This window comes from Janthinobacterium sp. SUN118 (assembly GCF_030397695.1).
Classification (GTDB): Bacteria; Pseudomonadota; Gammaproteobacteria; order Burkholderiales; family Burkholderiaceae_D; genus Janthinobacterium.
This window is the reverse complement of sequence record NZ_JAPUBV010000001.1, coordinates 1,637,526-1,649,467: the sequence shown is the minus strand read 5'-3', so window position 1 is coordinate 1,649,467 and position 11,942 is coordinate 1,637,526. Positions and strand designations below refer to the sequence as shown.

The 11,942-nt window shown below is 64.6% G+C and carries 13 protein-coding genes; 3 read left to right on the top strand and 10 right to left on the bottom strand.

Annotated elements, in window-relative coordinates; all coding sequences use genetic code 11:
- Window positions 1–5: 5 nt before the first annotated feature.
- From O0880_RS07540 to O0880_RS07505, 8 genes are all read right to left on the bottom strand, one after another.
- Window positions 6–1,319 carry an HD domain-containing phosphohydrolase gene (locus O0880_RS07540; protein WP_232251118.1) on the bottom strand — a complete coding sequence of 438 codons (1,314 nt, stop codon included), beginning with the start codon at window positions 1,317–1,319 and terminating at the stop codon, window positions 6–8.
- A gap of 14 nt (window positions 1,320–1,333) precedes the next feature.
- Window positions 1,334–2,782 carry an ATP-binding protein gene (locus tag O0880_RS07535; protein ID WP_289885854.1) on the bottom strand — a complete coding sequence of 483 codons (1,449 nt, stop codon included), beginning with the start codon at window positions 2,780–2,782 and terminating at the stop codon, window positions 1,334–1,336.
- A complete protein-coding gene (locus O0880_RS07530) occupies window positions 2,779–3,618 on the bottom strand; it encodes an HDOD domain-containing protein (RefSeq protein ID WP_289885853.1) in 840 nt (279 codons plus the stop codon). The genes O0880_RS07535 and O0880_RS07530 overlap by 4 nt, the downstream gene beginning before the upstream one ends.
- The gene (locus O0880_RS07525) at window positions 3,615–3,965 is read right to left on the bottom strand and encodes a hypothetical protein (RefSeq protein ID WP_071322874.1); all 351 of its coding nucleotides are present in this window, start codon (window positions 3,963–3,965) and stop codon (window positions 3,615–3,617) included. Before O0880_RS07525 ends, O0880_RS07530 begins: the two co-directional genes overlap by 4 nt.
- A complete protein-coding gene (locus O0880_RS07520; RefSeq protein WP_289885852.1) occupies window positions 3,962–4,828 on the bottom strand; it encodes a response regulator in 867 nt (288 codons plus the stop codon). The genes O0880_RS07525 and O0880_RS07520 overlap by 4 nt, the downstream gene beginning before the upstream one ends.
- Before the next feature lie 149 nt (window positions 4,829–4,977).
- Window positions 4,978–5,439, bottom strand: a complete 462-nt coding sequence (locus O0880_RS07515) for a hypothetical protein (protein ID WP_289885851.1) — start codon at window positions 5,437–5,439, stop codon at window positions 4,978–4,980.
- An 86-nt stretch (window positions 5,440–5,525) separates the two neighbouring features.
- The gene (locus O0880_RS07510) at window positions 5,526–6,782 is read right to left on the bottom strand and encodes a DEAD/DEAH box helicase (RefSeq protein ID WP_289885850.1); all 1,257 of its coding nucleotides are present in this window, start codon (window positions 6,780–6,782) and stop codon (window positions 5,526–5,528) included.
- Window positions 6,783–6,965: 183 nt separating this feature from the next.
- Window positions 6,966–8,024 (bottom strand): DUF4105 domain-containing protein, encoded by a 1,059-nt coding sequence (locus tag O0880_RS07505; RefSeq protein ID WP_289885849.1) that lies wholly within the window; start codon window positions 8,022–8,024, stop codon window positions 6,966–6,968.
- Between the two features lie 294 nt (window positions 8,025–8,318).
- Here O0880_RS07505 and O0880_RS07500 point away from each other — a divergent pair, with 294 nt between their 5' ends.
- From O0880_RS07500 to motA, 3 genes are all read left to right on the top strand, one after another.
- Window positions 8,319–9,023 carry a hypothetical protein gene (locus tag O0880_RS07500; protein WP_071322871.1) on the top strand — a complete coding sequence of 235 codons (705 nt, stop codon included), beginning with the start codon at window positions 8,319–8,321 and terminating at the stop codon, window positions 9,021–9,023.
- A 263-nt stretch (window positions 9,024–9,286) separates the two neighbouring features.
- A complete protein-coding gene (locus tag O0880_RS07495; protein ID WP_289885848.1) occupies window positions 9,287–9,643 on the top strand; it encodes a glyoxalase superfamily protein in 357 nt (118 codons plus the stop codon).
- A gap of 164 nt (window positions 9,644–9,807) precedes the next feature.
- Entirely contained in the window at window positions 9,808–10,671 is an 864-nt protein-coding gene (motA, locus tag O0880_RS07490) for a flagellar motor stator protein MotA (RefSeq protein ID WP_071322869.1), read from the top strand.
- Window positions 10,672–10,686: 15 nt separating this feature from the next.
- Here motA and O0880_RS07485 read toward each other — a convergent pair whose 3' ends face one another.
- Together O0880_RS07485 and O0880_RS07480 are read right to left on the bottom strand one after the other, a co-directional pair.
- Complete coding sequence (locus tag O0880_RS07485; protein ID WP_289885847.1) at window positions 10,687–11,085, bottom strand: VOC family protein; 399 nt, start codon at window positions 11,083–11,085, stop codon at window positions 10,687–10,689.
- A 287-nt stretch (window positions 11,086–11,372) separates the two neighbouring features.
- A complete protein-coding gene (locus O0880_RS07480; RefSeq protein WP_289885846.1) occupies window positions 11,373–11,927 on the bottom strand; it encodes a hypothetical protein in 555 nt (184 codons plus the stop codon).
- Window positions 11,928–11,942: the final 15 nt, after the last annotated feature.

Genomic DNA, 11,942 nt, shown 5'->3' with positions numbered 1-11,942 from the left:
CGGAACTAGCCGTCCCTGGCCGGCGGATACACGCGAATGTTGAGCCTGCCGCCATTCTTGCCCTCGAAATCGAGCAGCTGGGCAATCACGCGGGCCGTCAGCACATGCTCGGCCGCCAGCAGCATCAGGCCGTCGCGGCTGATCAGGTCGCGCGACAGCACCATGCCCGGCTCCAGCTGGCCCGACAGCACGGCCAGGTCGCGCGGCGGCGCTTCCGTCTCGTCCATGATGGCGCGGAAGGCGGCCACCACGGCGGGATCGTAGCGCTTGCCGCTGCTGTCGTAGATCAGGGTGCGCGCCTCGTCCGCGCGCAGGCTGCGCTGCACCATGGCGCCGATCTGCAAGCCGTCATAGTCGGACGCCAGCGCCAGGATGCGCGCGCCCTGCGGGATGGCCAGGCCCGTCATGCCATCGGGGAAGCCGGCGCCGTCGAAGCGCTCGAGCTGCGAGCGCAGGATCACGGCCACGCCGCGCAATTCCTCGAGCGCCATCAGCAGCTGCTCGGCGCGCAGCGGATGCTTGCGGAAGGCGGCCAGCTGCTCGCCCGTCCAGGCGCTGGCCGGCAATTCCAGCAGCGCATCGCTCAGGCTGAGCTTGCCGATATCCTTGAGCAGGGCCGCGATGAAGACGTCGCGCGCCTCCTGCGCTTCCAGGCCCAGCGCCTGCGCCAGCTTGCGCGCCAGTTCCGCCACCCGGCGCGCGTGACCAGCCAGTTTGCCGCCGCGCATTTCGATCAGATTGGAAAACACCTTGATCGTCGTCACGAACGTGGCCTTCAGCTTGTCGTTCGCCGCCTGCAAGTCGTCGTGCGACAGCTTCAGCTGCTGCGTGCGCTGCGCCACCTTCTCTTCCAGGCTGGCGTTGAGCGCCTTCAGCTGCCCGTTCTGGCTGGCCGTGAGCGCCTCCAGGCGCAGTTTTTCCTGTTCCAGCGCGCGCCGTTCCAGCGCGTGGCGCACCACCAGCACGATGTCGTTCTCGTCCCATGGCTTGGTCACGTAGCGGTAGATTTCGCCCTCGTTGATGGCGTCGAGGATGGACTGGATATCCGCGTAGCCCGTCAGCAGCAAGCGCATGGTGGCGGGCCAGCGCCGGCGCACCTGGGCCAGGAACTGCGCGCCGTCCATGTGCGGCATGCGCATGTCGGAAATGACCAGGTCCACCGCCTCGCTTTCCAGCAGCGCCAGGCCGGCCGCGCCGCCGTCGGCCGTCAGCACGCGGTAGCCGTGCGGGCGGAACAGGCGCCGCAGCGCGGACAGGATATTCGGCTCGTCGTCGACGCAGAGGATGGTGGGCGGCGCTGGCGCGGTGCTGGTGCTCATGTTGTCCTGTTCAGTCATGGTACGGCGGCCTGCGCCTGGCGCACGGGCAAGGTGATGCGGAAAGTGGTGCCGCTGCCGGGCGCGCTGCGCACGTCGATGCGGCCGTGGTGCTTCTGCACCGTGCTGTAGGCCAGCGACAGCCCCAGCCCCGTGCCCTTGCCAACGGCCTTGGTGGTGAAGAAGGGGTCGAAGATGCGCGACAGGTGCTCGGGCGCGATGCCGGCGCCCGTATCCTCGACCTCGATCCACACCTCCTCCGCGCTGTCGCTGCCCGTGCGCAAGGTGATGCGGCCCCGCCCCTCGCCCATGGCATGGGCCGCGTTGACGACGAGGTTCATGATCACCTGGTTCAGTTCGGAGGGCTGGCACTCGATGTCGGGAATGTTGCCATACTGCCGGATGACGTCGGCCTTGTACTTGACCTCGTTGTTCACGATGTTGAGCGTCGTGTCTATGCCCTGGCGCAAGTCGGCCCACACCCATTCCTGGTGCGCGTCCGTGCGCGAGAAATCCTTCAGGTCCTGCACGATGCGGCGCACGCGCACGATGCCTTCCTTCGACTCGCCCATCAGCTGGGGAATGTCGGTGCGCAGGAAGTCCAGGTCGATCTGCTCGCGCAAGGCGCGCAGGCGCGCGGCGACCACCGCGTCGGCGACGGCCGGCTCGGCTTCTTCATAGGCGTCGAGCATGGTAAACAGGTCGTCCAGGTAGCCTTCCAGGGTGCCGACATTGGAAAAGACGTAGCCGATGGGATTGTTGATCTCGTGCGCCACGCCGGCGGCCAGCTGGCCGATCGAGGCGAGCTTTTCCGACTGCAGCAACTTTTGCTGGGCCAGCGACAGCTTGTTGTTCAGTTCCGTCAGCGCCAGGTTGCGCTCGCGCAATTCCGTGTCGGCGCGCTCGCGCTGGCGGATATCGTCGGCCAGGCGTTCATTCATTTCGGCCAGCTGCGCCGTGCGCCTGGCCACCAGGTGCTCGAGGTTGGCGTGGGCCTTGCGCAGCGCGCTTTCCGCGTGATGCCGTTCCGTCACGTCGCGCAAGGTCTCGATGGCGCCCACGAGGCGGCCGTGGCGGTCGCGCAGCGGCGCGGCCGTGAAGTGCAGCCAGTGCCCGTCAAGGCCGATATTCGCGAAGAAGTCCTCGGCCTCGTAGGCACCCGGGATCACGGGCGAGCGCTTCAGCTTTCCCTGGTACAGCTCGTTTTCGCCCAGCGCGATATCGTCGGCCACCAGCAAGTCGGCCAGGCAGGCGCGCGGCTGGCGGTAAAACGCCTTCCAGTGGTTGCGCGTGCCCACCATGTCGGCGGCCGAATAGCCGAGCAGCTGCTCGCAGGCGCTGTTCCAGTGCGTCACCACGTGCTGCGTGTCGATGGCGAAGGTGGCCACGGGGTGGCCATCGAAGAATGCCGACAGCGCGACCGCGTCGGGCGGCAAGGCGCTCTCCATGTGCTGGTCGTCGCTCATGCCAGCATGATCCGCGACATTTCATCGAAGGTGCGCTCGGTCTGCCGGAACAGGGCGAACCAGGCCGCATCGGCGAGCGCGAAACGCGCCCAGCCGGAGGGCGACAGCGGCGGCACGAGGGCGTCGTCCTGGCCGGACAAGTCCAGCGCATGGGCGACGGCATTGGCCACGTGCACCACCAGCGGCAAGCCGCCGCCGTCGAGGCGTTCGATGGCGTGGTGGTCGGCCACGGCTTGCTGTATGGCGGCGGGAAATTTCCAGTACGCGGCCAGGGCGCTGCCCACCTGCGCATGGTCGATACCCATGACAGCCAGCTCGGCCTCGGCCATCTGGCAATCGTGCGCCTGGCGGTAGCTGCGGATCAGCGCGTGTTCGGCGGTAAAGCGCGTCGCCAGCACCAGCGTGCCCAGGTCGTGCAGCAGGCCGGCCGTAAACGCCGTCTCCGGATTGACTTGCAGGTGCGGCGCCAGCATGCGCGCCGCCACGGCCGTGGCCAGCGAATGGCGCCAGAAGGCCGCAAAATCGAAGCCGCCGCCGGCCGGCGCGAAGCTGCCCGTCAACGCGCACGCCGTGACCAGGGTGCGGATGCTGTGAAAGCCCAGCACGGAAACGGCTTGCGGGATGCTGGTGACCTTCGACTGCATGCCGTAAAACGAGGAATTGGCGATGCGCAAGGTCTTCGCCGCCAGCGCCTGGTCCAGCTCGATCTTTTGCGCCAGCACATGCACGTCCGTGTCTTCCTGGTCTATGCTCGACAGCAATTCCAGCACGACGGCCGGCAGCGCCGGCAGCTCCTGTATCTGCCGCAGCAGCTGGTCAAAGGTGGGCTGGCTCATGCGCTGCCCCCTTGCCGGTAGCGCTGCAGCAAGGCCAGCAGCTGCGCGCCGGGGCTTTCTGGCGGCGTGGCGCGGAACAGGCGCTGCAGGCGCGCCAGCTGGCGTTCGCGCTCGCGCTCGGCATTCTCCTGCGCGGCCGGGTCCGGCTCTGCCTCATCCTCGGCGACGATAACGCAGCGCTCCACGCCGCGCCGGCGCAGGGCCGCCAGGTTGGCCGCCGTCAGGGCGGCGCCCTGCGCCAGCAGCACGGCGCCGCTGGCGTCGCTGAGCGCCAGCGCCAGCACCATGCCTTCCTGCGCCTGCTCGAGCGCGATGTCGCGGCTGCCGGCGTGGCTGACGGCGCTCATGCCGGCGCTCCCTGGCGCGTCAGCGTGACCAGGCTGCCGCGCGACTGCGAATGCACGCCCATCGAATGAATCGCCACCGCATACGGCTGGCCGTTGATGGGGGCCAGATGCTGGCCGCCGGCGTCCCTCGTCCCCGCCAGGTCGTCGAACAGCTGCGGCAGGACCAGCGCCGCCTCGTTGCCCAGCAGCGCAGCGCCACGCTCGAACAGGCTGGCCGCCGCCGCGTTGATGAAGGCGATCATGCCATCCTCGTCGAGCCCGATCACGGGTAGCGGCAGGAATTGCAGCAGTTCGCGCGCGATGCCCAGGCTGACCTCGTCGCGGCTGATCTGGTGCCGCTGCTGGCGCACCAGCGCCTGCATCGATGCATTCGCCGCCGCCAGGGCCAGGTTGGCCTCGCGCAGCTGGACATTGAGGCGCACATTGTCGTCGTCGATGCCCTTCAGGCGGAACGCTTCGGCAATATGCTCGCGCAGCTGGTGGTCTTCCCACGGTTTGGTGAGGAACTTGAAGATGGCGCCCTCGTTGACGGCGTCCGTGACGGCTTGCAGCTCCGTATAGCCCGACAGCATGATGCGTATGGTCTGCGGATACAGCAGCTTGGCCTTGCGCAGGAAATCGGCGCCCAGCATGCCGGGCATGCGCTGGTCCGAGACGATCACGTCGACGGCATGGCTGGCCAGCACCTCCAGCCCTTCCTGGCCGCTGCCGGCAGTCAAGATATGGTATTGGTCGCGCCGCAGCAGGCGCTTGAGCGACGCGAGGATATTCTGTTCGTCGTCGACCAACAGCAGGGTGCGCGGCGGCGCCACAGGCCGCGCGGGGTCGCTGGCTGGCAGCGCGTGCTCGTCGTGCAAATCCATCGGACCATCCTGTCGTCGCCGTGGCGACATCGGAGCATGCCTGGAGGAAAAACGCCACGCGGCGCAGCCTTGCGTGGCAAGCTTACTTGCCTGAAATTATACGACTAAATATTCCCTTACGGCACCTTCCTTGGCAGCGGTGCCAGCCCTCATGCGCGGGCCGGACACGGCATATTGCGGTAAAACACGAAGCCGCCCAGGCCGATGGCCTGCGTGTCGGCCTTGACGCCGTAGACGAGCGTGTTTTTCGGCCCGTCGATGCGCAGCAGATTCTTGTGCAAGACGATTTGCGAGTGGGACAGCTCCAGCGAGGGCGTGGGCGCCAGTTGCAGGCTGAGCTCGGCCGTGGCGGCATCATACGACCAGCGGCCCGGATTGTAGAAGGCGAAGCCGCCATCGAAGCGCAGGCGGCCATCCTTGAGCTGGGTCATGCATATGCCGGGAAATTCGCTGGGCGGGTTGTACCAGGTGGCGACCACCTCGCCCTTGCCCACGACGCCCGGCATGGCTGGCCCGGAAGCGGCCCCGTCCTTGCCGGACATGCCTGCACAGCCTGCCAACAGCGCCAACGCCGTCAGCGGTCCCGCCATGGTGATAGTCTTGCGTTGCATGTTCATCCCGTTTCATTGCCGTATGGAACGACCATCTTAGTCCGGGAGCGCCAGCCGTTCAAGCGGCTAGCGCACATAACGATGATTTAGTTGTCGCCTGCCGCTGCCTTGGCCGCCGCTTCGCGCAATTTATCCTTCTTGCTTTTGCGCGCGCCCTTCACGCCGCCGTTGACCGTGTCCGTCACGGTGCTGACGGGCGTGGGCAGCTCCGTCGGCTCGAAGCCGGCCACCACTTCGCGCACGATGCGCAAGTCGTTGCGGTTTTCGATCAGGCGGAAATGCGCTTCCGTATCGGCCGTGATGAAACTGACGGCCGTGCCGCTCTCGCCGGCGCGGCCCGTGCGGCCGATGCGGTGCGTGTAGTCGACGGCGGAACGGGGCAAGTCGTAGTTGACGACGGCCGGCAGCCCGGCGATGTCGATGCCGCGCGCGGCCACGTCGGTGGCCACCAGCACCTGCAGGCGGCCCGCCTTGAAGTCGGCCAGCAGCTGGCTGCGCGTGCCCTGGCTGAATTCGCCGTGGAAGGCGCCCACGTGCAGGCCCGCGCGCTGCAGCTTGTCGGCCACGTGTTCGGCCGCATACTTGGTGGCGACGAATACCAGCACGCGCTCCCACTGCTGCTGCAGGATCAGGTAGCGCAGCAGCTGCGTGCGGCGCGGCACGTCGACCGTGATGGCGCGCTGCACGATGTCGGGCTTGTCCTGCGGCTCGGACGCCACTTCGATGCGCACGGGCGCCGTCAGCAGGCTGTCGGCCAGCGCCTGCACGCTGTCGGGGAAGGTCGCCGAGAAGAACAGGTTTTGCCGCTGCCGGGGCAGCAGCGCCAGAATCGCGTTGATTTCCTCGGCAAAACCCATGTCGAGCAGGCGGTCGGCCTCGTCGAGCACGAACAGCGACACGCCGCCCAGTTTCACGGCATTTTGCCGCACCAGGTCCAGCAAACGGCCCGGCGTGGCGACGACGATATCGGCGCCGCCGCGCAGGTCCATCATCTGCGGGTTGATCGAGACGCCGCCGAACAGCACGGAAATCTTCAGCTTGACGGGCAGCGGCTTGGCCAGCGCATGCACGGTCTGCCCCACCTGTGCCGCCAGCTCGCGCGTCGGCACGAGGATCAGCGCGCGCACCTGGCGCGGGCCGGAAACGGGCGCCATCAGCGCCTGCAGCAGCGGCAGCGCGTAGGCGGCCGTCTTGCCGGAACCCGTCTGGGCCGCGCCCAGCACGTCGCTGCCGCGCAGGATGGCGGGAATGGCGGCCGCCTGGATGGCCGTCGGCGCGGCATAGCCGGCCTTGTCGACGGCACGGACCAGGGCGGGAATCAGACCCAGTGAGGAAAATGGCATAGCGGGCCTTCTTGTCTATTCGTAAAGTGAGACCGGCCGCGAAAGGCGGCCGGTCGGGATATGGCGACAGTATAAAGCAAGGGTAGGCCTAAGCTGACAAAATGCTCGGGGCCAGGCGCCATGCCGCAGACAGTACGCTAGGACGGCAAGGCATGGGCAACGACGCCCTGGGCATTTTGTCGCCTACTGCCTGGGCATTTGCAGCTTCGGATAACCAGCGTCATCGTAGCCCGGCATGCCGCGCCGGATCGCGTGCGAAAAGTCGGGGTCGTCATTCGCCGCCCGCGCGCGCGCCGTGACGTGGCCCCCTATGCGCAGCTGCTGGAAGCTCAGGCCCGGCACCAGGCCCTTGACGTCGAACAGGTAGCGGTCCAGGTAGCCGGAAGCCAGCAGGCGGTAGTCGAGCGGCAGGCCAGGCACGATGCGGCGCACCATCTCGAAGACGATGGTGGTGCAGTTGGCCGTCAGGGTGTTGTAGAACTGCGGCTGGCGCTTGAGCGACTCCGCCTCGGCCAGGTAGGCGAGAAACAGCGAGCGCATGGCCGCCTTCGGCATCATCACGCGGTACAACTGCATGTCCTCGCCCCGTGCATTCGTGCGCACGCGCAGGATGTCGCGCTCGTCGGCCGCCACCAGGCTCATCTCGAAATGCTTGAAGAAGCCGCCGATGGCGGAAAAGCTCTCGCCCTTTTCCTTGCGGATTTCGATGGAAAACGTCAGGAAGCGCCCATCGGCAAAGCCGAACGAGATCAGCGTATGCGCGATATAGGGGCCGGTCCAGTACGACAGCGCCGCGTCGACCGTGCGCAGCTGGTCGAGGTCGTAGCTGCGCTGCTCCCACTTGACCGTGTAGTCGTCGTCGCTGCGCCAGTCGAAGTTGCGCACGTTTTCCAGCGTGACCATATTGCCCTTCAGCGTGCCCGTCACGTTGCGCGCCACGTCGTCGGCCCAGACCCGCTCCTGTTTCGGCGCGATCAGGCTCCACCAGACCAGCAGCAGCACGAAGCCGGCCGCGTACGGCAGCAGCACGCGCGCGTCGCCGCGCAGCCACCACAGGGCCACGCTGGCCACGCCCAGCGCGCCCCACAGCAGCGCACCGATGCCTTGCGCGGCCACGCCGCCGGACAGCTGATACCACAGCGCCAGCGCGCCCCACAGTGCGGTCAACAGGAGAATCAGGGTAACGGCCATTTTGCCGACGGTGCCCAGCACGGAGCTGGCACCTTGTGATAAGAAAGTCATGCTCTCATTATAGGGGCAAGTGAAGCCATGCATGATTTCGGGCGTGCCCGGCCTGCCTTGGGACAGCCATGCCGTATTATTTCGATGGCATAATGATTTCTTTTACAATCAATTGCATCTGCGCATGCAACTCCATGGTCTTTCCATCGTCGAGGGTCGGACTCGCCCCTCCTCGAAGGGCAGGAACTCGACCTGCACGATGACTACGGCTGCACGCATATCGACTGCCGCATCGCCGAGCAGGGCATCAGGCAGCTACCAACACAATAACCGCGACAACATTCAGGTGACACCTTGCAGCATCCAGCGCTCTACGCCCTCGCCGGCAGCCTCAACTCCCTCTTCATCGTCGTCAGCCTGTATGGGCTGTGGTCGCAGCTGCAGAAAATCTGGCGGCGCAAGCACGACGCCAGCATCGGCGCCGGCAAGACGACGGACATCCTGTCGCTCAACCAGTTCACCGTCAGCTTCCTCGCCTACTGCGCCTTCTTCGTGTACGGCTATTCGATTACGCCCTTCAACCACTACATCGTCTGGCCGCGCCTGATCGCCTCGCTGATCGCGCTGGGCATCCTGTATGAAATCGAGCGCGACCGGCGCAGCGCGGCGTCGCGCCGTGCGCTGCTGGCCTGCGCGCTGCTGCTGTGCGCCGGCGTGGCGGGCCTGCTGTTCGGCCCCACCTTCACCGATGAAAAACGCGTGATGTCGCAAAGCCTGATCGTCGCCGTCACCGTGCTGCTGGCGCAGGGCTACGCGCACCAGATCGGCCTGATCTGGCGCTCGGGCAAGACGGGCGCCGTGTCGCTCAAAATGAGCCAGTTCATCCTGGCGATGGATGTCAGCACCATCTTCTTCGCCTGCGTCATGGGACTGTCGACGGGCTGGCCCTTGCTGCTGCTGGCCTGCGTCAGCGCCGCGACCAAGCTCATTATCATGTGGCTGTTCCGCTGGGAGAAGACCAGCGCCGCCGCGCAGCTGAAACGCCAGGCGCCGGCCTGACGCCAGGTAAGCCCGATACATTATGGCGATTGCTGACTTGCATCAGCGGCGCTGTGCAAGGTGGCCGACCAGGCTTGCCCGCTGCTGGCAGCGGGCGCCTTGGCGGAAATACTGCTCATACCGGGGCAGTACCGTTACGCAGGCGCGGGACTTGTGCCGCGCAATCCCTGCTGCGCCATCCGCTTCTGTTCTTCATGAATTCACAATCATTTCCTGGGGATTACTTAGAATGGCGGCATCGCCACCTTGTTGAAAGCCCCGCCATGCAAGCTGCCATTCCCATCCTGCGCATTTTTTCCGAAGAAAAAGCGCGCGAGTTCTACCTCGATTTCCTCGGTTTCACGCAGGACTGGCAGCACCGCTTCGACCCCACGGCGCCGCTGTACCTGCAGGTGACGCGCGGCGACCTCGTGCTGCACCTCAGCGAGCATTACGGCGACGCCACGCCAGGGTCGGCGCTCCTGATTCCCGTCGACGACATCGCCGCCCTGCACGCGGAGCTGCTGGCGAACGATTATCCGTATGCGCGGCCCGGCATCCGCGACGAGGACTGGGGCCGCATCCTGGAAGTGGCCGACCCGTTCGGCAACAGGCTGCGCTTCTGGCAAAGGACGGCCTAAGCTTGCCGCCCGCGCCGGCCCGGCACCGAGGCCGGCACCGGCCCGCCAAAGTGCGCGCTTTTATCAATTTTCTCAGCCAGCAGTTGCAGCCGGACTCGGCCAATGCAGGCAAATCGGGTTAAACTACAATATTGCGATATGGCAATATTATGAAGGAGTAGGTTTTGCTAGTCATACTCGGATTTCTCGTCGTGCTGTTTTCCGTCTTCGGCGGCTTCGCCATGCAGGGCGGCCATCTGGCGGCCCTGTTCCAGCCGCTGGAGCTGCTGATGATCGGCGGCGCCGCACTCGGCACTTTCTTTGTCGGCAACGACGCCAAGGCCATCCGCGCCACGTTCGCCGCCCTGCCCACCCTGTTCCATGGTGCGCAATACACGAAAGCGCGCTATATGGAGCTGATGGGCCTGATGTACGAAATCCTCAGCAAGATCCGCAAGGAAGGCTTGATGTCGGTCGAGGACGACATCGACGACCCCTATCGCAGCCCCATCTTCGTGAAATATCCGTACACGCTCGGTGACGAGCACATCCTGGAATTCATCACCGATTACCTGCGCCTGATGGTGTCGGGCAATATGGACGCCTACCAGATCGAAAACCTGATGGATAACGAGATCGAGACGCACCATGAAGATGCGGAAATGCCGATCCAGACGATTTCGCAGCTGGCCGACGCCATGCCAGCCTTCGGCATCGTCGCCGCCGTGATGGGCGTGGTGCACACGATGGCGTCCGTCGGCTTGCCGCCGGCCGAGCTGGGCGTGCTGATCGCGCAGGCGCTGGTGGGCACCTTCATCGGCATCCTGCTGGCTTACGGCTTCATCGCGCCGCTGGCCAGCCTGCTGCGCCGCAAACACCATGAAACGGCCAAGATGTACCAGTGCGTGAAAGTGACCCTGCTGGCCAGCCTGAACGGCTACGCGCCGGCGCTGGCCGTGGAATTCGGCCGCAAGGTCATTTCCGCCACGGAACGTCCCTCGTTCAGCGAACTGGAAAACCACGTGCGCCAGGTGCGCACGAAGAACTGACCCGGCCGGTTCGCCTCAGGCTTCCGGCGCCGTCCAGACCAGGTTCCACAGGTGGCCATCGATATCCTCGAAGCCCTGGTCATACATGAAACCATGGTCTTCGGGCGGATGCGGTATGCGGCCACCGGCGGCCGCGGCCTTGGCGATCAGGCTGTCCACCTCTTCCCGGCTTTCGCAACTGAGGCATATGACGACTTCATTGGCGTCCTTGGCGTTCGCGACCGGCTTGTCGATCAGGGACTGAAAGAAGGGTTCGGTCGTCAGCATGGCCTGGATGGCGCCGTCGACGATGTTCATGAACGCCGCGTTCTCGCCGCTGAAGCGGGGATCGAAGGCAAAGCCGAGAGCGGAAAAAAAGGCCCTGGATTTGTCCAGGTCCTTCACGGGCAGGTTGAGGATGATCTGTTTGTTCATGGCGCTTCCCTGATCAAGGTGGAATGGGCAATCGGCGCGTCATCGCTGCGACGGGTGACGGCACACAAAATCGACACGCTGACGAAAAAATAGCTCCTCTAGCATATCAATAAATAATGACAGTGTAAAAAGCGACGGTGAAAGCGCCTAGTGAACTCGTGGCGATTCAGAACTGGATGCTCATAATTTATGATTGTTCCTGTTGTGTTTATTTTTACCATGGCTATCGCTACTCGACGCGGTTTCATTATCTTTCGTCCGTCCGCTCCTGGCCGGCGGCAGCCTCTCTAGTCGAACGAGCCTGTCTGCAGAGGGTCAGTGATTTCAAAGGAAGTCCGATCATCTCTATCCTGGATGAGTACTGTCAATCCGCTTTCGAAGACAAACGCTACCACACTACCTTTGGCGGTCGCGCTAGCTACGCATGACACAAGACGTTGCCCAACAATCTTGAGTTCATCAGCCAGATCCACGTACTCAGTCCACGGCGCCTCTGCATTCCACGGAAGAAATTGCCCTTCAAAGCTGCGCCAGAATACGCATCGAAATTCAAAATAAAGACGAAACCAAGCTCCGTTGAATTTTAAGTAACTTACATTCGCGGGCACAGGCGGTTCACCTTTGATATGCAAAGACTCACAGACGAAGCCCTCACATATCGATTCCGTCCAATCTGGCACGCTTCCATTAATTGTCAATTCGAACTGCTCTGTTTGAGTCATCGTGTTTCCAATGCGCTTGCCGTGATCGTCCGCTTCTGGCCGATAACGGACGGCCAGAACGGCCCGATGCACGAAGTTATTTCCTTCATGACAAGCAAGCAGTTCTGCCAGTCGCGCCACCTCCCCTCGCTGCCA

What these genes read in the sequence shown, in the direction of transcription:
- O0880_RS07540 (WP_232251118.1), bottom strand. Translation starts at nt 1,319, where the DNA reads ATGAGCACCAGCACCGCGCCAGCGCCGCCCACCATCCTCTGCGTCGAC.
- O0880_RS07535 (WP_289885854.1), bottom strand. Translation starts at nt 2,782, where the DNA reads ATGAGCGACGACCAGCACATGGAGAGCGCCTTGCCGCCCGACGCGGTC.
- O0880_RS07530 (WP_289885853.1), bottom strand. Translation starts at nt 3,618, where the DNA reads ATGAGCCAGCCCACCTTTGACCAGCTGCTGCGGCAGATACAGGAGCTG.
- O0880_RS07525 (WP_071322874.1), bottom strand. Translation starts at nt 3,965, where the DNA reads ATGAGCGCCGTCAGCCACGCCGGCAGCCGCGACATCGCGCTCGAGCAG.
- O0880_RS07520 (WP_289885852.1), bottom strand. Translation starts at nt 4,828, where the DNA reads ATGGATTTGCACGACGAGCACGCGCTGCCAGCCAGCGACCCCGCGCGG.
- O0880_RS07515 (WP_289885851.1), bottom strand. Translation starts at nt 5,439, where the DNA reads ATGCAACGCAAGACTATCACCATGGCGGGACCGCTGACGGCGTTGGCG.
- O0880_RS07510 (WP_289885850.1), bottom strand. Translation starts at nt 6,782, where the DNA reads ATGCCATTTTCCTCACTGGGTCTGATTCCCGCCCTGGTCCGTGCCGTC.
- O0880_RS07505 (WP_289885849.1), bottom strand. Translation starts at nt 8,024, where the DNA reads ATGACTTTCTTATCACAAGGTGCCAGCTCCGTGCTGGGCACCGTCGGC.
- O0880_RS07495 (WP_289885848.1), top strand. Translation starts at nt 9,287, where the DNA reads ATGCAAGCTGCCATTCCCATCCTGCGCATTTTTTCCGAAGAAAAAGCG.
- O0880_RS07485 (WP_289885847.1), bottom strand. Translation starts at nt 11,085, where the DNA reads ATGAACAAACAGATCATCCTCAACCTGCCCGTGAAGGACCTGGACAAA.